This is a genomic window from Hominisplanchenecus faecis, from assembly GCF_020687205.1.
In the GTDB taxonomy this organism is placed as follows: Bacteria; Bacillota; Clostridia; order Lachnospirales; family Lachnospiraceae; genus Hominisplanchenecus; species Hominisplanchenecus faecis.
Window position 1 is genome coordinate 1 of record NZ_JAJEQE010000057.1, and the last position, 20,328, is coordinate 20,328.

The 20,328-nt window shown below is 41.6% G+C and carries 20 protein-coding genes; all 20 read right to left on the reverse strand.

The features are described 5' to 3' along the window. Positions 1-64: 64 nt before the first annotated feature. The gene (locus LKD42_RS12890; protein ID WP_248835956.1) at positions 65-1,237 is read right to left on the reverse strand and encodes an NAD(P)-dependent malic enzyme; all 1,173 of its coding nucleotides are present in this window, start codon (positions 1,235-1,237) and stop codon (positions 65-67) included. Positions 1,238-1,404: 167 nt separating this feature from the next. After that, positions 1,405-1,686, reverse strand: a complete 282-nt coding sequence (locus LKD42_RS12895; RefSeq protein ID WP_022118148.1) for an acylphosphatase — start codon at positions 1,684-1,686, stop codon at positions 1,405-1,407. Positions 1,687-1,741: 55 nt separating this feature from the next. After that, complete coding sequence (locus LKD42_RS12900; protein WP_248835957.1) at positions 1,742-3,193, reverse strand: aminoacyl-histidine dipeptidase; 1,452 nt, start codon at positions 3,191-3,193, stop codon at positions 1,742-1,744. Positions 3,194-3,214: 21 nt separating this feature from the next. Beyond that, a complete protein-coding gene (locus LKD42_RS12905) occupies positions 3,215-4,024 on the reverse strand; it encodes an SGNH/GDSL hydrolase family protein (RefSeq protein WP_248835958.1) in 810 nt (269 codons plus the stop codon). 7 nt (positions 4,025-4,031) lie between these two features. Next, positions 4,032-5,927 carry an ABC transporter ATP-binding protein gene (locus LKD42_RS12910; protein WP_331464900.1) on the reverse strand — a complete coding sequence of 632 codons (1,896 nt, stop codon included), beginning with the start codon at positions 5,925-5,927 and terminating at the stop codon, positions 4,032-4,034. After that, positions 5,911-7,671 carry an ABC transporter ATP-binding protein gene (locus tag LKD42_RS12915; RefSeq protein WP_248835959.1) on the reverse strand — a complete coding sequence of 587 codons (1,761 nt, stop codon included), beginning with the start codon at positions 7,669-7,671 and terminating at the stop codon, positions 5,911-5,913. Before LKD42_RS12915 ends, LKD42_RS12910 begins: the two co-directional genes overlap by 17 nt. Then, positions 7,668-8,177 (reverse strand): MarR family winged helix-turn-helix transcriptional regulator, encoded by a 510-nt coding sequence (locus LKD42_RS12920; protein ID WP_147632674.1) that lies wholly within the window; start codon positions 8,175-8,177, stop codon positions 7,668-7,670. The genes LKD42_RS12915 and LKD42_RS12920 overlap by 4 nt, the downstream gene beginning before the upstream one ends. A gap of 123 nt (positions 8,178-8,300) precedes the next feature. After that, positions 8,301-8,876 (reverse strand): N-acetylmuramoyl-L-alanine amidase family protein, encoded by a 576-nt coding sequence (locus LKD42_RS12925; RefSeq protein WP_248835960.1) that lies wholly within the window; start codon positions 8,874-8,876, stop codon positions 8,301-8,303. Positions 8,877-8,927: 51 nt separating this feature from the next. Then, entirely contained in the window at positions 8,928-10,556 is a 1,629-nt protein-coding gene (locus LKD42_RS12930) for a recombinase family protein (protein ID WP_227567386.1), read from the reverse strand. 79 nt (positions 10,557-10,635) lie between these two features. After that, positions 10,636-10,758: a hypothetical protein gene (locus LKD42_RS15145; protein ID WP_265105035.1), complete on the reverse strand. Its 123-nt coding sequence runs from the start codon at positions 10,756-10,758 to the stop codon at positions 10,636-10,638. A 421-nt stretch (positions 10,759-11,179) separates the two neighbouring features. Beyond that, positions 11,180-11,419 (reverse strand): helix-turn-helix domain-containing protein, encoded by a 240-nt coding sequence (locus tag LKD42_RS12935; protein WP_044986965.1) that lies wholly within the window; start codon positions 11,417-11,419, stop codon positions 11,180-11,182. Continuing rightward, entirely contained in the window at positions 11,412-11,840 is a 429-nt protein-coding gene (locus tag LKD42_RS12940; protein ID WP_008787630.1) for an RNA polymerase sigma factor, read from the reverse strand. The genes LKD42_RS12935 and LKD42_RS12940 overlap by 8 nt, the downstream gene beginning before the upstream one ends. A 280-nt stretch (positions 11,841-12,120) precedes the next feature. Beyond that, a complete protein-coding gene (locus tag LKD42_RS12945; protein WP_227567268.1) occupies positions 12,121-12,345 on the reverse strand; it encodes a hypothetical protein in 225 nt (74 codons plus the stop codon). A gap of 12 nt (positions 12,346-12,357) precedes the next feature. Then, positions 12,358-12,966, reverse strand: a complete 609-nt coding sequence (locus tag LKD42_RS12950) for an ABC-2 transporter permease (RefSeq protein WP_227567267.1) — start codon at positions 12,964-12,966, stop codon at positions 12,358-12,360. A 1-nt stretch (position 12,967) separates the two neighbouring features. Further along, positions 12,968-13,822, reverse strand: a complete 855-nt coding sequence (locus LKD42_RS12955) for an ABC transporter ATP-binding protein (protein WP_227567265.1) — start codon at positions 13,820-13,822, stop codon at positions 12,968-12,970. Positions 13,823-13,826: 4 nt separating this feature from the next. Next, positions 13,827-14,201: a GntR family transcriptional regulator gene (locus LKD42_RS12960; RefSeq protein WP_022615829.1), complete on the reverse strand. Its 375-nt coding sequence runs from the start codon at positions 14,199-14,201 to the stop codon at positions 13,827-13,829. A 122-nt stretch (positions 14,202-14,323) separates the two neighbouring features. Then, complete coding sequence (locus LKD42_RS12965) at positions 14,324-15,235, reverse strand: conjugal transfer protein (RefSeq protein ID WP_227567263.1); 912 nt, start codon at positions 15,233-15,235, stop codon at positions 14,324-14,326. Positions 15,236-15,251: 16 nt separating this feature from the next. Then, the gene (locus LKD42_RS12970; protein WP_227567261.1) at positions 15,252-16,259 is read right to left on the reverse strand and encodes a C40 family peptidase; all 1,008 of its coding nucleotides are present in this window, start codon (positions 16,257-16,259) and stop codon (positions 15,252-15,254) included. After that, positions 16,256-18,406, reverse strand: a complete 2,151-nt coding sequence (locus LKD42_RS12975; RefSeq protein ID WP_227567260.1) for a CD3337/EF1877 family mobilome membrane protein — start codon at positions 18,404-18,406, stop codon at positions 16,256-16,258. Before LKD42_RS12975 ends, LKD42_RS12970 begins: the two co-directional genes overlap by 4 nt. Next, positions 18,406-20,328, reverse strand: a 1,923-nt coding sequence (gene tcpF, locus LKD42_RS12980) for a conjugal transfer ATPase TcpF (RefSeq protein WP_248835961.1), incomplete at its 5' end; no start/stop codon positions are given. The genes LKD42_RS12975 and tcpF, both read right to left, overlap by 1 nt.

The window sequence follows — 20,328 nt, forward strand, 5'->3', positions numbered from 1 at the left end:
GTTCATAATAATACCTCCATAGGTATATTTAAACACATTTAACCATATTAAGCAATATATTTAGTTACTTATAAATTGCTCCTGTTTCTCTTGCAGCTTTTGCAACTGCCGCAGATACTGCTTCTTTTACTCTCGGATCAAATGGATCCGGAATAATGTAATCTGCCCTCAGTTCACTTTCATCGATCAGGTTCGCGATCGCATGTGCTGCCGCTGCGTTCATCGGATCATTGATATCTTTTGCACGTACATCCAGTGCACCGCGGAAGATTCCTGGGAATGCCAGTACGTTATTGATCTGATTCGGGAAGTCACTGCGTCCGGTACCGACTACGGCTGCTCCTGCCTTCATTGCCAGATCCGGCATGATTTCCGGAACCGGATTTGCCATAGGGAACAGGATCGGATCTTTTGCCATGGTCTTTACCATTTCTTCCGTTACGGTTCCCGGTGCGGATACTCCGATAAATACATCTGCACCTTTCAGTACGTCAGCGAGGCTTCCTGCCTGTCTTTCTCTGTTGGTGATCGCTGCCATCTTTGCTTTTTCTTCATTCAGACCTTCTCTGCCTTCATAGATGGCACCCTTGCGGTCGCACATGATAACATTCTTCAATCCAAGCTCGATCAGCAGTTTGATGATCGCACTTCCGGCTGCTCCTGCACCGGACATAACTACTTTGATATCTTCGATTTTTCTTCCGGTAAACTTCAGTGCATTCAGCAGTGCTGCTGCTGTTACAACGGCCGTTCCATGCTGGTCGTCATGAAATACCGGAATGTCGCAGCGTTCTTTTAGTTTTCTTTCAATTTCAAAGCATCTCGGTGCAGAAATATCTTCCAGATTGATGCCTCCGAAACTTCCGGCAAGAAGTGCCACAGTATTGACGATCTCGTCTACATCTTTGCTGCGAATGCAAAGCGGAAAAGCATCTACATCGCCAAATTCTTTAAACAAAGCACACTTTCCTTCCATAACCGGCATACCTGCCTCCGGTCCGATATCTCCAAGTCCGAGTACTGCTGTGCCGTCCGTTACGACAGCCACCAGGTTTCCTCTTCTTGTATACTTATAAGATAAATCAACGTCTTCTGCAATCTTCAGGCAAGGTTCCGCAACTCCCGGTGTATAGGCCACTGCCAGATCTTCCGGTGTCTCAATTTTTGCTCTGCTGATCACTTCGATTTTTCCATTCCATTTTTCATGCTGATTTAAAGCAAATTCTTTTTTATCCATTTTTATTTTCCTTTCTTTTCCGGATACAATTTGCATAGTAATTCTGTACTCTTATCATTACCAGATGACTGTCTGTTTACAACCATCTTTATCAAATCTGCATAAACACCTGACGTTTTCTTTTCTCACCCGTAACTGTTCTGTATCTTTACAGCTACTTTCACCCTTTAATAACCTGTTACGCGAAATCCTTTTTCACCTGGCTGCAGCGGCATACGCCTTGCTTCTATGTCTGTGATCCGTATGGATCTGGCTTCATAGAGGCGGGCAAGGAGGCGGTCTATATCAGAATCCCGTCCCTGTACTTCCATCTCGACCCTTCCGTCACAAAGGTTGCACACCCATCCGGTCAGCCCGAGATCATCGGCGGCATATTTCGCCTGATAACGAAATCCTACCATCTGCACATCTCCGGAAAAATAAAAATGTTTTCTTACTTTATCCCTCATAGGCTTTCTCCTTTGCCTCTGCCTGATTTTTCATTCTGTATAAAACAGTTATAATTTATGCCTTAATATTTTCCAGCACTTTTACCAGATAATCCCACATACGTGCGGTAGAAGAAATGGAAAGAACTTCTTCTGTTGTATGGATATCCTTCATGGTCGGTCCAAAGGAAACTGCATCCAGACCTTCGATCTTCTCATAGAAAAGACCACATTCCAGACCTGCATGGATCGCTTTTACTTCCGGTCCGTCTCCAAACAGCTCTTTGTAAGAATCTACCATAATGTCACGCAGTTTGGATTCTTTGCGGTACTCCCATGCCGGGTAGTCGCCCTCTGTCACACAGTCTCCGCCCAGGAATTCGCTGAGGTAGCAGACCTTTGCAGTCAGTGCATCTTTTGCACTGTCAATGCTGCTTCGCACACTGCTGACAATTTTGCATTCTTCTTCGTTCAGCATCAGAATACCAGGATTGATAGATGTCTCTACCAGTCCTTCGATGGAACCGCTCATTTTCTGGATGCCATATGGCATCTGTACCAGGAAGAAAATAATCTTTTCCTGACTTACCTGCTCCAGAGCTTTTTCGGTTGTCTCACCGATTTTTTTCACAGTCACGGTAATGCCTTCATCGGTTCCGGTATATTCCGTTCTCCAGTCATTCTGAAGTTTCTCTGCTGCAGCAAAAATTGCTTCTTCTGCTTCTTTGTCTGTAATAAAAACAGCTTTTGACAGTCTCGTGATCGCATTGTCTTTTGTACCGCCTTCCAGTGCTGTCAGGCAGAACGGAATATCCTGTTCCAATGTAAACAAAGCCTGTCCGATCAGTTTGTTGGAGTTTGCTCTGTTTTTATCAATCTCTGCTCCTGAATGTCCGCCGTTCAGTCCGGAAATAACCAGCTCGTATTTCTCTCCGCTTACTTCCTGATATCTGACCGGAATCGTTGTGATCGCAGAAAGTCCGCCTGCACAGCTTACCCACAGATAGCCTTCTTCTTCGGAATCCATGTTGATCAGGTATTTACCTTTCAGCTGTGAGCAGTCCAGAGCTTTTGCTCCGAGAAGTCCTACTTCCTCATCTGTTGTGATAACCACTTCCAGTGCCGGATGTTTCAATGTATCATCATCAAGGATTGCCAGTGCATATGCAACTGCAATTCCATCGTCTCCGCCAAGTGTTGTTCCGTTCGCAGTAACATAATCGCCTTCGATCATCAGATCCAGGCCATCTTTTTCAAAGTCGTGTGTGGAATCTGCTGTTTTTTCGCAGACCATATCGCAGTGTCCCTGCAAAATAACGACTGGTGCATCTTCGTATCCTGCAGATGCTGCTTTGCGGATCACAACATTGTTGCTGTCATCCTGACTGCACTCCAGGTTACGTTCTTTTGCAAACTGTACCAGATAATCACTGATCTGTTTTGTATGATAGGAACCATGTGGAATTTTACAAAGCTCCTCAAAATAATAAAATACTTTTTCCGGTTTTAAACCACTTAAAACACCCATTTTCATTTCCTCCAGACATTTTTATTGTCGTCCGAATCCAGACAGCACTTCCATTGTATAATTAAATATTTTCTGATACGTTTCCGCATCAAAGTGTACGCCGTCCTGTGTGGAATATCCACTCTCCAGCAGATAGGAATTTGTCTCTATCCAACCAGTCTCTGACGGAAGATTATTATAAAGAATATTGTTAAAATTCGCAATATCCTCATTGGAAATATACGGATGGTTTTCTACCGGATTTACCGACATATAGTAGACTTCGGCTCCTTTTTCCATCCACTGAGGAATTTTTTCTTTCAGAAGATCAATATATCCCCATGCATTTCCAAGATCGTTGACTCCCATATTGATAATGATCACAGATCCCTGCGTCACTGACTCATCAATCTCTCCAACGGCAGTATCCTGAAACCAGGATAATCCCGCTGAAACCTGACCGATCCACACGCAGCCGGAATCTCCGACCGTTTCATGCATGCCGACCGTCCTAGAATCTCCGACAAAAATATACTGCGTCACATCAAACGATGTCTCGCTGCTCTGCTCTTCTGTTTGTTGTTTTGTCTCTGCCTCCTGCGTCTGTTCTGTTTCCACTTGCTGCGTCTCTGTCTGTTCTTCTTTTTCCGACATTATTTGTGTTGCTTTGCTTACTGCAACAGCATTGGTACGGATACAGCTGAAATTGTATTCTTCCAGACAATCCCACGCCATATCCAGCAGCACTTCTCTTGTCGGTGTACCAAGCGGTGCCTTCGCCCCGGCTGTAAATGCCGGAATAAAAAGGCAGCACAGAAGCAGAATCCATCTGCTAAACTTTCTTTTCTTCATGATCACATCATTCCAGTTCAAATGCTCCTGTATAAAGCTGATAATATTTGCCTTTTTCGGCGATCAGCTTATCGTGAGATCCTCTCTCAATAATACGTCCCTGCTCCAGCACCATTATAACATCAGAATTTCGTACTGTCGACAGTCTGTGTGCAATAACAAATACGGTACGTCCTTTCATCAGAGCATCCATACCTCTCTGTACGATTGCCTCTGTTCTGGTATCAATCGAAGACGTAGCCTCATCCAGGATCATAACAGGCGGATCAGCTACCGCTGCTCTTGCGATTGCGATCAGCTGACGCTGTCCCTGTGAAAGGCTTCCGCCATTTCCTGTGATCACCGTATCGTAACCATTCGGAAGCAGTCGGATAAAGTCATCCGCATTTGCAAGTTTTGCTGCTGCATAGACTTCCTCATCCGTTGCATCCAGTTTTCCGTAACGGATGTTTTCCATGATCGTTCCGGTAAACAGGTTTGTTTCCTGCAGAACCACACCAAGAGAACGTCTCAGGTCTGCCTTTTTGATCTTGTTGATATTGATGTCATCGTAACGGATCTTTCCGTCAGCCAGATCATAGAAACGGTTGATCAGGTTTGTGATCGTTGTTTTTCCGGCTCCGGTAGAACCTACAAACGCCACTTTCTGTCCCGGTTCTGCATACAGACTGATATTGTGGAGCACGATCTTTTCTTCATTATAACCAAAATCTACATCATAGAACCGCACTTCGCCACGCATTTTTGTGTAAGTCAGCGTTCCATCGCCATGCGGATGTTTCCATGCCCACAGTCCGGTTCTTTCTTTTGATTCCGTCAGCTCACCGTTCTCATCATATTTTGCATTGACCAGTGTAACGTATCCTTCGTCAACTTCCGGCTCTTCATCCATCAGTTTAAAAATACGTTCTGCTCCGGCAAGTGCCATGACAACCATATTCAGCTGATTTGAAATCTGACTGATCGGATTCATAAAGCTTCGGCTGAGCTGCAGGAAAGATGCGATCGTTCCGATCGTCATACCGCCCACGCCGCCGAGTGCCATGGTGCCGCCAATGGTTGCCAGAAGCACATACTGCAGGTTTCCGAGATTCCCCATGATCGGCATCAAGATATTGGCAAAGCTGTTGGCTGCCGATGCATCTCTGCACAGTTCTTCGTTTTTCTGATCAAATACTTCTTTTGCTTTCTCTTCGTGACAGAATACTTTGATAACTTTCTGTCCGTTGATCATCTCTTCGATATAACCATTTACATCACCAAGAGCTTTCTGCTGACGTATAAAATAATAACCACTCTTTCCGGCAACACGTCCTGTCACCTGAAGCATGATAAATACAAAGCAGAGTACAAAAATGGTAAGCTGCCAGCTTGTAAAAAGCATGGCAAAAAACACTGAAATGATCGTGATCAGAGAGGAGAACATCTGCGGAATACTCTGTGCAAGCATCTGACGCAGCGTGTCCGTATCGTTCGTATAATGGCTCATAATATCGCCATGTGTATGCGTATCAAAATAACGGATCGGCAGTGTCTGCATATGTTCGAACATCTCGTCTCGAATACGTTTTAACGTTCCCTGTGCGATACTTACCATCGTTCTGTTGTAAAACAGGCAGGCAAGGATTCCCACTGCGTAAATACATCCCATGATCAAAATGGAACGGAACAGCGGTGCAAAGTCCGGTGTGGCTGCCTGAAGCAGCGGTGTGATATAACTGTCGATCAGTGTCTGCAGATACAGTGAGCAGAACACCATGGCAAGTGCATTGACCACGATACAGATCAGGACAGCAGCAAAACGCAGTTTATAATGTCCGATATAAGACATCAGTCTTTTTACCACATCTTTATTTACTTTTGCCATTCCTTCCGGTCCTTTTTTGTTATTCGGCTGTCTCATCTTCGCTTCCTCCTTTCACCTGAGAATAGTAAACCTCCTGATAGATCTCATTGGATGCAAGCAGCTCTTCATGCGTGCCAACCGCAGAAATATGGCCTTTATCCATAACAATGATCTTGTCCGCATCCTGTACCGATGAAATACGCTGTGCGATGATAAATTTCGTTGTATCCGGGATTTCCTCACGGAATGCCTTTCGGATCAACGCATCTGTTTTCGTATCTACCGCACTGGTAGAGTCATCCAGAATCAGGATTTTCGGTTTTTTCAGAAGTGCTCTTGCAATACAGATTCTCTGTTTCTGACCGCCGGATACATTGCTTCCGCCCTGCTCAATGTAAGTATCGTATTTATCCGGAAATGTCTGGATAAAATCGTCAGCCTGGGCGAGCTGACAGACATGAATCAGCTGTTCATCTGTCGCATTTTCATTTCCCCAGCGTAAGTTTTCTTTGATCGTTCCGGAGAACAGCACATTTTTCTGAAGAACCATCGCTACCTGATCACGCAGAGCTTCCAGATCATATTTTCTTGTATCCAGACCGCCTACTTTCAGGCTTCCTTCGGTGACATCATAAAGTCTCGGGATCAGCTGAACCAGCGTTGTCTTTGCAGAACCGGTTCCTCCGATGATACCAACCGTCTCACCGGATCTGATATTTAAATTAATATCAGAAAGACAGATCTTATCCTTTTTCCCTGTGTAGCTGAAGCTTACATGATCAAATACAACGGAACCGTCTTTTACTTCTGTTACCGGAGATTCTCCATTTGTAAGGTCGCTTTTCTCATCAAGAATCTCTACAATACGCTCTGCAGATGCTCTGGAAATAATGATCATAACAAATACCATCGACAGCATCATAAGACTCATCAGAATCTGCATCGCATAAGCAACGAGACTCATCAGCTGACCGGTCGACATACCATTTACCGGATCATTTCCGGTTGTAACGATCAGTTTTGCACCAAACCAGGAAATCAGAATCATACATGCATACATGCAGAACTGCATCAGCGGCATATTGAATGCGATCAGTTTTTCTGCAAATGTAAAATCGTTATAAATCGATGTGGAAATTTTTTCAAATTTCTCAATCTCATGATCCTCACGGACATAAGATTTCACAACACGGATTCCGTGAAGATTTTCCTGTACAACATTGTTCAGTTTATCGTAAGTTTTGAAAACTTTTTCAAATACTGGATGTGCATGTGTCATGATCAAATACAGTCCGATACCAAGGATCGGAGCTGCTGCCAGGAAAATCACTGCCATCTCGGAATTTACCTGAAATGCCATAAACATAGAAAAAATCAGCATGATCGGTGCACGAACCGCCATACGAATGATCATCTGATATGCATTCTGCACGTTGGTAACGTCCGTTGTCAGACGCGTTACGATACTTGCCGTTGAAAATTTATCAATATTGGAAAAAGAAAAATTCTGTACATTGTAATACATATCCTTTCTCAGGTTCTTTGCAAATCCGGCAGATGCCCGTGCGGCAAATTTACCGGAAAGCACACCGAACATCAGTGAGATCATCGCTGTGACAGCAAGCAGAATACCCATCTTCCAGATATATCCCAGGTTCTGTGCCTGAATACCGTAGTCGATCAGTCTTGCCATCAACATCGGAATGATCACTTCCATGATTACTTCAAGCGTGACCATCGCCGGAGATAAAAGGGAATCCTTCTTGTACTCACGGATGCTCTTCATCAGTTTCTTAATCATGATTGATTAGCCTCCTTATTATCTTTTTTTGCATAACATTTGTTTTTCATCGAACATTTTAAATCTTCTGTGAGGTTCTCACGAATCTTCTTTGTCAGCTGAAACAGACAGTCAATATCGTCCGCTGTCATATCCTTTACCAGCAAACGCTCCATTCTCTGGATATGCTGTATTACAAGCTGACTGGCTTCATCGCCTTTTTCTGTCAGGACAATTTTCTTCAGTCTCGCATCCCCGGGATAAGACTGCATCTCAATATAGTCATTCTGCTCCATCTTCTGCAAAATACCGGCAACAGTAGAGCGTGTAAGGCAGAAACGCTTCACGATATCCCGCGGAAAAATGTCCTTTTGAGGATTTTCTTTAATATACTTTATAATCCCGCCCTGAACATACTGGAGATCATAAATTCCACTTTTTTTCTTATCATACTCAATTTTTCGATATAAAAGATTGGATAATGACAAGATTTCTCTGCCCACTTCACGTTTTTCTCCAAAATCCATTTTCGCTTCACCTCCCGTCCGATTGTTCGTCATCGAACAATTATAAGGCGAATAAAATTTTTTGTCAATCATTATATCGCACCAATTTTTTCATCTGAAATCAAATATTTTGGGAAGCATACTTTACATCTTTGCCGCAAAATATTTTTGAATACCATGACAGATTGATTCTGCTGCCTTCTGCTGATAGGTATCTGTAATTAAAAGTGCTGCCTCCCTCTCATTCGACAGAAAACCACATTCCACGATCACCGCAGGAGCTTCACTCCTCTTCAATATGTAATACGTGTCATTCGCTTTAATCTCACGCGGCCTTTCGATCTGTAGCTCTTTATTCATAATATTCTGAATACATCCGGCGATCTCCTTGCCCTCTGCCGAAGTCGTATAATAAAAAACCTGAGGTCCCGATACATACTCCTCCGTATAACTGTTCTGATGAACACTGACCGCCATCGCCGGTTTTGTCTCCCTGATCTTTGCACACCGGTTTCTCATATCCGTGCTCTTTTTATTTCCCTGCTCCGGTCCCTTTACACTTTCGTCCGCCTCCCGCGTCATCACAACCTCAAATCCCGCCTTCTCCAGACAAACTTTTAGCTTCTTTGCAATCGCCAGATTGATATCCTTTTCCTTCGCCTGATTGATTCCAATCTTCCCCGGATCATCACCACCATGTGCTGGTTGTAGTTTACGCAAATTGTGATATGTATTCCCCAGTATATATGGGGAGTTAGAAATGTATTGAGATTAGATAGCCTTTTTCTCCAAGTCCTCACAGTAAACGCTTGAAAATAAATGTTCCAGTTCATTTCCGAAGTTGTATGAGATTTTAAGTTTGCGGTTTTCATAAACTGTTATCTGGTCTATCATTTCCACAATAATATCTCTGTCTAATTCTTCAATGTCTTTCAGTTCCAACAACCGCCTTAACCACGGTGTTTCAAAAACATCTTCTGTTACACTTTCCTTTTTCTTTTCTTCCAGCGTTTCAATTTGTTTGGAGTAAAGCGTTTCTTTTTGTTGATAGTCCTCTCGATAAGAAAGAAATTCTTCTTTAGAAATCAGTTCGTCTTTGTAATCTTCATAAATTGACTTTTTCAACTTCTTCACTCTTTCAAGCTCTGCTTTTAACTTTATCAGTTCTATGTCTGTTGATTTTCTGATTTTTGTTGCTGTGAAAGATTGTGATTTTACAAGTTCCTGCAAGTTCTCTACATTGCGGATAATCTGCTTTAAATCTCCCAGCACAATATCATTCAATACTTGAAACGGGAGCGTGTGCGGAGTGCAATAATCTTTTCCGCTTCTTTTGTAAGTTCCACAATAGAATGAATAGGACTTACTTCCGTCAGCACGTCGCCAGAAATTTTTCATCATTGCCCGACCACAATCGCCACACTTAATAAAACCTGCAAAGATATTTTTATTTGTTTCTAAATCAATATCCCTATGCTTTTTCGTCAGCAGTTTTTGTACCTTATCCCACAGTTGACGGTCTATAATCGGTTCATGTGTATTTTCAACCCTTATCCAGTTTTCTTTCTCAACTAGACGCTGTTTGCTTCTCATACGTTGATGTTTCTTTCCTTGTACCATGTTTCCAATATAAATCTCATTTTGCAACATCACTTTAATTGTAGAATAAGTCCAATAAGAAGTTTTTTCTAACCGATTACAATTTTTGTAATTTTCTCCATTGAGCTTTTTATATTCCGACGGACAAAGGATACCCTCTGCATTTAGTATTTTGGCAATGCTTTGTTTCCCTATTCCTTGTGCATACATAGTAAATACTCTTTTTACAACTTCGGACGCATATTCATCAATCACAAGTTTATTTTTATTTGCAGGAGATTTCTTATAACCATAGCTTGTAAAAGCTCCGATAAATTCTCCTGCTTTCTGCTTTGATTTTACAGTCGCTTGAACTTTATTAGAAATATCTCTGGCATACTGTTCGTTGAATATATTTTTAATAGGAAGTAACATATCGTATGCCTGCTTCATACTATCAATATTATCTGTTACAGAAATAAAACGAACATTAAGCTCTGGGAATATTCTTTCCAAATATCGCCCCGTATCAATATAATCTCGTCCGAAACGGGAAAGGTCTTTTACAACAACGCAATTTACCTTGCTATCCTCAATGTCGGCAATCATTCTATGAAAGTCTGGTCTTTTAAAATTCGTTCCCGTAAAACCGTCATCAATATAAACATCATATAGGATAAAGTCATCATGCTTGTTCACATATTCTGTTAAAAGTTTTCTCTGATTTCCTACACTATCGCTTTCTTCCTTATCTCCGTCCTCTCGTGATAATCTGATATAAATAGCCACGTTAAATAAGTTTGAACCTTTTTGATAAATCATTTTTCCACCTATTCAACTGCCGTACCTATGATAATATTATACCATAAAGTACGGCTTCTTTCCATTATTTTCAAGGGTTTTACCCTCTTGATAGTCCTTTTTTCACATGAGATTTCACGATACGGACAAGCAATTCCTCTACGGAAAATTTACCTAAAAATTCCCGTTCTACAATATATTGTGCTGGTTGTTTTTTAGCCAAGTTATCAGCCCCCTTAGTCAGCTATCTATTCTCAACATACGCACATAGGCTTATCCAATATGCGTATTTTTCACAATGTTACAGAAGCAGACAGACGGCTTTGGAAAGCTCCATTAGTATCTCAACTATTCCCATTCTTGTGGGCAGAACCGCACCATGCGGACGTATCATTATTCTGTGAGGATAGGTCGTGGCAAAGCGACTTTTCCAACAGTCGCTCTCGGATCACTGCGTGGGTCGCTCGCTTTCTTTTGAAAAGGTCGTGGCGTACAGTCCCCGTGGCTCGCTATCTCACAAACGTATCTGTCTGCTTTATTCAGTTGTCAAAGAGCTGTGGCGAAAGCGTGTTGCTTTCATGTAAAAGCAGGGGCAGAGCAGGAAAGAGGGGATTGAACAAATCATGCTCTGCGGTTACTGCTTGTTATTCTTCGGTTTCTAAAGAAATATCAAAGTCCAAAATCATTTTGATAAGTGCTTCTCTGATACGTCCCTTTAATTCCATGTCTACGACTATGCAGACATTACCATATCTGTCATAGAATGGACGCAAACAACATTTTGATATGTACGGGTCATAAAATGCCAGTATCTTTTCAATCGAATTTACGTTGCCGTCCACAGCCGACGAGATAAGGTAAAATGACGGGCGTGTGTTATTCATCATTCATGTTCTCCTTTAACTTTTTCTTGATTTCTTCAAGTGAGTTCTTCCTACTGCGGAATGACGTTGAACGGTTAATCTTTAATCTGTCGCCGATTTCTGTATCGCTCATGCCTAAGAAGAAATACATCAACAAGATTTCTCTATCTTTTTCAGACAGATACTTAATCGCTTCTGCTAAATCATCATCAAGGACACGAACCTCAATACCACATACATCAAAGGCGGTATAATCGCTTTCGTATTCGTCCCAGACTGCCAGCTTTTCCACGACGATTTCTGGAAGTTCACAATAGGAAATTTCCTTATTTCTTCGTCGCTTTAATTCTTTGCGATAATTACGGACAATGCCTTTTACTACACGTTTGAGCTTGCAGTCAAATTGACATTGTATTGTCTTTTGGAAGTCCGACGGTTTCATATCATCACACCCCCCTTTCCGTTATGACGTGAAAAGTGTTTATCCCTCTTTCCGCACCATATCTGTACAGCAAGGTGTGATTTGTTGCATGATTTTGAAAAAAAGTGAAAAAATTTTTTCGGGTACAAAAAAAGCCCGCACAAAACATATAGTCTGTACGAGCTATTAAAGCTGTGAGATATTCAGTTGTTGATAAAATGCTGTTAGGTAGTGTATGATTGTATAGAATTTCGCTTAAAATGTTCCATAATACAATCCCCCTTACAGCACTTGTTTTGTATTACACTTTTGTCTTTTTGGTAATCTTGTAAATATATTCTTCTGGTGTAGGGCGTTTATTTCCAAAATACTTTCTGAAATTCGCCTGCACTTCTGGGTCGGTGCTGTTCATAGCTTCATCAATCGTTGCTTCAATATTTGCTCGAACATCAGCCAATGATACACCGCCAGCTTTTGCACCAGCTTTCAATGCTTTTTTTATATCACATTTTTTTAGTCCTAACATAATAATTTGCTCCTATTGTATATCATTCTTTTCTACATATTTAGAAAGAAAATACCAAGATACTATAAATAAAATAAGTGAAAGCACAGTACTGATTGTCATTGATAAAATGTTACTTCCAATCAATTTAGTCATAACAAAAACAAAACCAGCCCCAAGAGGATATGAAACCATTGCTCCAATCATACTTTTTTCTTCATCTAATAAATAAAAGCAAGGAAGTAAAATACTGCCAGAAAAAAATGTCATTATTACACTTAAATATATAAAAGTTGGCAAAAAGCTAAAGTTTGTATCTTTGATTATCAATGAAATAGCCGTACTAAAACCTATACCAAAAAATACTCCAATAATAGATACAAAACTATACATAAGATATTTGCAACTAATAATCGAACTTTTTTTAGTTGGAAATGTAATTGATGTTTTCACCCACCCTGATTTTTTGTCAAAATTAAATATAGTTGTAACACTCATACCAAGCACAGTCGTGGCTATAATAATCAAAACTTGTGGCACTACAAAGAATGATATTCCAAAGCCTATGACCATAAATGTGATTAGTAGGCTTATGATTGATGATTTAATCGTATAAAAATCTTTTAAGAGTAATCCTTTCATTTTATTTATCCCCCTTTACATACATAAGCATAATTTCATCTATACTCGCTGGAACAATCATAGTCTTAGGATATTTTTGTTCTACTTGCCGTCTATTAGAAACTAATACTTGATACTCATAATCTAGTTTTCTATATGAGATAATATCCGATTTATCTATTTCATTAAATTGTGTTGAATTGCATTTTATTATTCCATAGTTTTCCAATAATTCATCTTTGGGTTTTGAGAATAATACTTTTCCCCCATGTATGAACACTATATAATCAGCAATTTTTTCTAAATCACTAGTAATGTGAGATGAAACCAAAATTGAATGTTCTTCATCTTGAATAAAATCTAAAAACATTTCTAAAATATCATCTCGAATTATAGGGTCAAGTCCACTTGTTGCTTCGTCAAGAATAAGTAATTTTGAGTTATGAGATAAAGCAACCGCTATGGAATACTTCATGTTCATTCCTTTTGAAAATTCTTTTAGTTTTTTGTTGATAGGAAGTTCAAACTTATTTAATAGCTCAAAATACTTTTTATTATTCCATTCAGCATAAATATTTTGAAAAACTTTTCCTAGCTTTTCGGGTGTTAAATTGTCGGGATAATTACTTCCATCAAATACAACACCGATATGTTCTTTTGTTTTGGCGTTGACATCTTTCCCATTGAATACAGAAATTTTGCCTTGTTCAGTAACAATCAAACCTAAAATAGCGTTAATTGTTGTGCTTTTTCCAGCTCCATTTTCTCCAATCAATCCAACGATACTTCCTTGAGGGACAGTAAAGGAAATACTATCAAGTTTGAAATCTTTGTATTGTTTTGTTACCCCGTTAAGCTCTAAAGCATATTTTTCCATAATATCATTCCTCCTCATATAATAGTTCAAGTAAAGATTGTAATTTATCCAGCTTTATTCCGCTTACCTTTGCAATTTCAATCGCTTCTGTAAAATAATTTTCTATTTTCTTTTGCTGTTCTTCCAAATAGAAATCTTGATTTTGAACGGATACAAAGCAACCTTTTCCTGCGGTTGTTTCAATAAAACCGTCCTTTTGAAGTACATCATAAGATTTTTGAACCGTTAAAACACTAATATGCAACGACTTTGCCAGTCCTCTTATAGAGGGAAGTGCTTCTCCAGCTTTCAAATCTCCGTTGATAATCATTGCCTTTATTTGTGAAGAAATTTGCTCATAAATCGGTATGCTGGCATGATTATTGATAAAAATATCCACTATACCACCGCCTTGTCTTATACTGTATTGCCTCTACAAGTACAGTATAGTATTATATGATACGATTGTCAATAAGTTTAGGCTTGTAATCGTGCAAAAATGCTAACTACAAGCCTCTTGATTTATCCTACAATCTTCCAGTTGCTATCCTTATGTAGTACAAGCTCATACTGCGAAACTAAAGTCGCTTTTGTCTGATTATCAAGGAATTTTACCGCTACCTTGACTTTCACATTGTCCCCGTCCTTTGTAAAGATAGGGTTTACCAATTCAGAATAAAGATAGTCCCTGCCGATAGGTTCAAGTACATTACCAGATACATAATAGGCAAGTTCTTTTTCTGTGGCTGTTGGATAGAGCTTAAAGAATGTTTCCAAAAATGCGGTAGCGTCATTGACAGTATCAGCGTCTATACTTGCGTCTGCTTCTGGTGTCTTTGGCTCATAGTCTGATTTTTCGATTGCTGGTGCAAGGGTAGGGTTCTGAACGATTACCATATCCCCGTCAGCGTCCACATGGACTTTTACCGTATAGGTTGCCTTGACATTGCTTGTCTGTTCTCCCTCTTTTATCTGCTGATCTACTTCGTAGGTAGCAGAAAAAGTGTCCGTTCCCGACTGTTCAATACTCCATACAATCACATCTGTAACTGTGGAGCTGGTCGGTATATCCGTTCTAATTGTATCCACATTCAAGTCCTGCAATTCCTTTGTCAGATAACCGTTGATTGCCTGCGTCCTTGCTTCAATCGCTTCTTTACTGTTATTCCATGTGTAATAGGACTTCGCAAAGTTCTTCACGAAATTTTCTATCCCGTTGGTGTCCTGCAAGCGAAGTTCAATGATTTCTTTTTCATGGGTCGTGTGCTGGTCGATAGCGGTAAAATTCTTATACACCCCAAAGCTCACGCTTGCGATAAGCACCACCCACAACGCAATCACGGTTTTCTTATGCGTGCCTACCTTGACAGTACGCACCTTTTTTTCTTTTGGTTCTTTGAGAGTTTCTGTCTGTTTCTTATTCTTCTTAAACATATTTTTCAAGTCCTTTCTATTGTTTTACTCGTCCTGCACCGATTAAGTGCTGTTGCCAGTAACTACTGCTTAGGTCTGCATATCCTATCGGGTCGCCTGCATGGTACATCTGATTATTTCCTACATAAATGCCGACGTGGGTTACATACGAACCAGCGTTATAGGTAGAATGGAAAAAAACCAAGTCCCCAGCCTTTGCCTGCGAGAGTGGAAGATGTTGGGTTGCGTCATACTGGGCTTGTGCTGTTCTCGGTAAAGAGATACCAGCTTTTCCATAACACCATTGCACAAGTCCGCTACAATCAAAGGAAGTGTTCGGGTTACTGCCACCATACACATACTTCCAGCCTTGATATTTCAACGCTTCATTCATAATCGCTTGTGCCGTCGCATTATCAAAGTGTGCCACGGTCAGATATTGATTGACTAATTCGACATAGAACATATTTCCATAGCCATACCGCCAGCCCCCATTCTTCGCAACAGCTATCGGGTTAGTATAGGTTACTTTCTTTCCACCCGATTTCTCACGGGCAAAATTTTCCGCAAGATTAAAAGTGTGCTTCTTTCCTTTTCCTGCCACATAACCCACATAGCCACCGCCATAGTTATAAGACTGTATTGCTACATTCAAATCGTCGATACCTTGATTTTTGCAGGAAGAAAGCAGGGACGCAAAATACTTACACCCCTGCTTGATTGAGCTTTCCGTATCTAAGGAATTAGGCGGTAAACCAAGACTTTCCGAACTCTGCATAACATCTTCTGCCGTACCGCCACTTTCTACTTGAATGATAGCCAGTAGCACATTGACATACTCGGAAATGCCATATTCTCTGGCGTATTTTTCCACCATAGGCTGATGTTTCAAGACTTCTACGGATAAGTTCATACCCGTAATACCAGAAGAAAAATTGCTGTTCTCGTCGTCGCTGTCTGCACTAATGAGGACACCAAAGAAAAGTACCAGAGAAAAGAGGATAGGAAACAGACTTCCAATGATAGCGATATGTTTCAGTTTCATTTTTTCTTCTGTCCTTTCTTCGTTACAAGGTTACGGGTTTTCTCTGTGGTCTGCTGGTTCTTCTGGACGCTCTGCGTCTGCTGAACCTTTATTCTGCGGTCTTTGGTGTCATTCTGGCGTGTTTCCTGCGATACCACTTTTTCTACATTCTGCCTATATGCTGGCTGTGCCGACTGGGTCGCTTTCCTATCAGAAGCACCAGAAGATAGCGGACGCTCTTTGATAACATTTGTCTTGACTGGCTCACTTGCTTTCGGAGTTGGAGCTGTGGCTGGTCGCTCATGGGGACGGGTAGCTCCCGTTGTCGCTGATCCGTCAGCCTTTCGCTGTGCCTGCCTTGCTTCTTGTGCCTTTTGAAGCTCCATACGTTTGTCAGCGATATTTTTCTTATGCTGTTCCTGCTTTTCCAAGCGTCCCGTCTGTCTGGACTGCTGTTCCTGCACCATGCCACGCTTGAAGTCGGACACGCTGGACTTTGCCTTTTCCTTTGCGGAATACACCGCATAAGCGGTCTGTGTCGGCATATCCTTGATGTTTTCTTTGACAGCGTTTGCCTTGTCTTTTACTTTATTTTTCGTATCTAAGACAGCACCCACCTTTGAGCCTGCACGCTGTCCCATGCTGGAAGTGGTATTGCCCCGATTTTCTTTAGAAGCGGTATTTTTTCTTTCAGCCCGTTTGCCAGCAACGGCACTTCCAGCCACCGCACCAGCGACACCGCCCGAAATACCGCCAGCACTTACCGCCCTTGCAATACGGTGTTCCATACGTCTAGCCCTATGTCGCATAAACAGATACGGTCTGCGGAAAATTCTTCGTCCCATGCTTTGACTGTCATTAGCGTTCAAAGAGAACATACTCATTAAATCGCCCAGCTTCATGTAGATACCAGCGAAACACACTATCTGCAAGAACGCCACCATGAAAAACGGATAATCTGTGGAAATGTTATAAAACATACTGGAAATGCTGAACGCCACCGTTACAATGAGCGTTATTCCTGCCCTTGTCATTATGGTATTAAATACCCTCACGATTGCCTGCTTTGCCATGCTTTCATAGCTCGGTATCATGGAAAGTAAAAAGCTGATAGGTAAAAACATTGCAAAGATAATAAAAAGTATCTGGCTAAACAACATCATGCCCGTAAGCAAGAATACAAATATCGTGATACCTAAGTTAAAGAACAGTAGGAAGAACACCATACCCAAACGGTTTACCACCTGCGGTATCGTCAGATTGTTGTTGTCATTGTCCTCGATTTCTGTTTTCACGACTTCCTCTCTGGTTTTCCCGTCCTCGTCCTCTGGGCTTGCCGATACGAGAGCTTCTACACGGTCTGTCCCGATTTCCTCTGCGTTGCTGTTGCCGAATTGCAGAAGTAGCCACGGCTGTTGTACTTGAATAGAAAATAAGCTGTCCCGTATCAAGTCCACGCTGTCCTTGCCCTCGCTGTCAGAGTTGGGGAGCATGATTTTTGTTCCCAAATCAAGTGAAGCGGTACTGATGTCTGATGAAAATTCATTTATCTTTTTGATGTAATCGGGAGCATAGGCGATAAACGAAGCAGACAGCAAGAACACCACAACAAAGTTAATAACAGCGTGAAGTGCTTTGCTTGTTTCCCGTTTTATCAGTCCCGTATAGGCAACATAAAGTCCCACCACTAAGATAATGAGAAGCAGGAAACCGACATAAAACCCCGTAGAAGAAAAGCCGTTCTGTGTTACGCCTGCAAGGGTCTGTATGCTCTTTCCGATACTGTCTGCCATATCGTTGATGAAGTCCAGTTTATAGGCTTCCTGCACCACATAGCCCGTTGCATTGCTCAAATACAAACTGATAGTCCAGACAAAGTTGGTAATGCAGTACAGCCCGTATTGTACCGATTTTCCGATACCGTCGAGCCAGTTCCACGGAAGCCACGACCAGCTATTATCGACGAAAAAATCAAGCTGGTAGTTGGAAAGGGGATATTTTGAATAAAGATTTCCTGCATTTATGGTATCGTCCACAAGCCCCGTTGCATGAGCCACCGTCCCCAGAAGTGAAAGCAGGATAAGGGAGAGTGCTACGACAAACAGAGCCATTTTGAGAAAGTGGAAAATCTTCTTTTTTGTGAACGCACCTTTTATCCTTTCTTTCATCACTCCACCTCATTTCTCTGTACGGGCGGTCTGGTATCAAAGGCGTGTAGCAGTTCTTCAAAGACGGGGTGTATCTGCACCACACCGACACGCCCGTATAAGTCCTGCAATAAACATTGTCCGTTCTCTAAATCACGCAAGCGTTTCTGGTTGTTCTCGTCGTCCTTGTCGATACCGAAAAATTCTAAGGTCTGCTTTATCTCGTTAATGTCAGTAGAACGAAAGGCAAATTTCAAGCCGATATTATTTTTCAGACTTTCCTTTGACACGTCGCCAGAAGATTGTGTAACAAAATAAACGCCTGCCTGCATAGCTCGTCCAGCACGCACCAGCTTATTTGATAAGGTTTCGCCTTGTGCCACGTTTAAGAACGCCCACGCTTCGTCAAGGTCTACAATCTTAAAAATACTTCTGTCCGAATGGATAAAATCAAGGGCAAAGGTACTAATCACAATCAGCATAGACACCGACAATAATTCAATGGTCGTGTATTCCTCAAAGGTCGTGTCCTTATCTGGTAATACTAAGTCCGCTACTTGAATGATATTGAGCTGGTTATCCAGACTGATAGCATTTTCCACCGTACCATCCGAAAACAGCAGGTGTGCAAAATCGTAGTCCGTGAAACTGTCGATATGGTCTGCGATATTTCTTGATATGGGTGTATCTTCTCGGCGTAGCTCGTCTATCACATGGAGCAAGCCCCGACTGTCGCTCTGGGTAACGGAACGCACCGCTTTTCGTAACACGGGAAATTTTTTGCCGTCCCTAGAGGAAATACCCGTTAAAAATGTCAAGATGTCGATTGCCAGACTTTCAGCGTCTTTTACATTCTTCATAATCACGAATGGGTCAAGAAGTCCTGCATTATCTTTGTCGCTGGTAAGATTTACGATATTGATTTCATGGGCTATCTCTGGGAGCGTTTCTTTCCAGTTGCCACGCTCTGATTTTGGGTCTAAGATAACCGCTTGACCGCCAAACAAAACAGAATAATACACAAGCAGGTTATTACAGAATGACTTCCCACCGCCAAGTGAACCGACAAAAGCAGAAGCAAGGGCATTTGTAACCGTTCCTTTCACTCCCTGCGAAGCAAGAGAGGGTTGCAGATATACATTTCTTCCCATATCAACGGAATAGCCCATATAGATACCCGTGTTTTCGCCTAACTGCTGTGTCGCACCAAAACCAAGCCCTGCCAAGAAATCTGATTTTACATACTGCACATAGTCGTTGATATATCGCTTGCTGGCAGGAAGAAATTCAGAATGAAGCCCCAGCATATCCCCAGCAGGACGCACCAGCTTTACATTGAGGTCGTCGTAAAAGTCCTTGACTTCATCACAACGGCGTTTCAGCTCGTCAAGATCGGGTGCAGACACCCGTATCACGTAGCTTAACTTATACATACTTTCTTTGCTCTGGTCTAAGTCCGTTTCCAGCTCGTCCACGCTGTCTAAAGCGTCCACCACATTTGAGCTGGTTTCACTTCCTGCTTGATAAGCGTGATTGTCAAGGTCTTTCAATTCCTTTTTCTTATTGCGGACGGTTGTTAATGCTTTTCGATTTTCCACGATTTCTACATTCATAGAAGTATCCACGGGGAATGTGAATTGCTGTTGCTGGAAATAGAAAATTTCAGACGACGGAAAATCAAGCTCGCCGACAATCGCATTGACGGTAAAATAGGACACATAACTTTCCTTGTCCTCATGTTCCAATCGTAAATATCGCTGGCTTTCTTCAATCACACACCTTGTCGGACGGATAAGGTCGTAGTATTTTATCAGCGTTTCTTTGTTCAATTTTTTCTTTGGTAGCTGGTACTCATAATCTTCATAGGCGATACCGTCCCTGCCGTAAAGATGTTCCATGAGATACCCAAAATCATTGATTTCCAAGCGACGCACCTTAAAGCG

What these genes read in the sequence shown, in the direction of transcription:
- LKD42_RS12890 (WP_248835956.1), bottom strand. Translation starts at nt 1,237, where the DNA reads ATGGATAAAAAAGAATTTGCTTTAAATCAGCATGAAAAATGGAATGGA.
- LKD42_RS12895 (WP_022118148.1), bottom strand. Translation starts at nt 1,686, where the DNA reads ATGAGGGATAAAGTAAGAAAACATTTTTATTTTTCCGGAGATGTGCAG.
- LKD42_RS12900 (WP_248835957.1), bottom strand. Translation starts at nt 3,193, where the DNA reads ATGGGTGTTTTAAGTGGTTTAAAACCGGAAAAAGTATTTTATTATTTT.
- LKD42_RS12905 (WP_248835958.1), bottom strand. Translation starts at nt 4,024, where the DNA reads ATGAAGAAAAGAAAGTTTAGCAGATGGATTCTGCTTCTGTGCTGCCTT.
- LKD42_RS12910 (WP_331464900.1), bottom strand. Translation starts at nt 5,927, where the DNA reads ATGAGACAGCCGAATAACAAAAAAGGACCGGAAGGAATGGCAAAAGTA.
- LKD42_RS12915 (WP_248835959.1), bottom strand. Translation starts at nt 7,671, where the DNA reads ATGATTAAGAAACTGATGAAGAGCATCCGTGAGTACAAGAAGGATTCC.
- LKD42_RS12920 (WP_147632674.1), bottom strand. Translation starts at nt 8,177, where the DNA reads ATGGATTTTGGAGAAAAACGTGAAGTGGGCAGAGAAATCTTGTCATTA.
- LKD42_RS12930 (WP_227567386.1), bottom strand. Translation starts at nt 10,556, where the DNA reads ATGATTTATCAAAAAGGTTCAAACTTATTTAACGTGGCTATTTATATC.
- LKD42_RS12935 (WP_044986965.1), bottom strand. Translation starts at nt 11,419, where the DNA reads ATGAATAACACACGCCCGTCATTTTACCTTATCTCGTCGGCTGTGGAC.
- LKD42_RS12940 (WP_008787630.1), bottom strand. Translation starts at nt 11,840, where the DNA reads ATGAAACCGTCGGACTTCCAAAAGACAATACAATGTCAATTTGACTGC.
- LKD42_RS12945 (WP_227567268.1), bottom strand. Translation starts at nt 12,345, where the DNA reads ATGTTAGGACTAAAAAAATGTGATATAAAAAAAGCATTGAAAGCTGGT.
- LKD42_RS12950 (WP_227567267.1), bottom strand. Translation starts at nt 12,966, where the DNA reads ATGAAAGGATTACTCTTAAAAGATTTTTATACGATTAAATCATCAATC.
- LKD42_RS12955 (WP_227567265.1), bottom strand. Translation starts at nt 13,822, where the DNA reads ATGGAAAAATATGCTTTAGAGCTTAACGGGGTAACAAAACAATACAAA.
- LKD42_RS12965 (WP_227567263.1), bottom strand. Translation starts at nt 15,235, where the DNA reads ATGTTTAAGAAGAATAAGAAACAGACAGAAACTCTCAAAGAACCAAAA.
- LKD42_RS12970 (WP_227567261.1), bottom strand. Translation starts at nt 16,259, where the DNA reads ATGAAACTGAAACATATCGCTATCATTGGAAGTCTGTTTCCTATCCTC.
- LKD42_RS12975 (WP_227567260.1), bottom strand. Translation starts at nt 18,406, where the DNA reads ATGAAAGAAAGGATAAAAGGTGCGTTCACAAAAAAGAAGATTTTCCAC.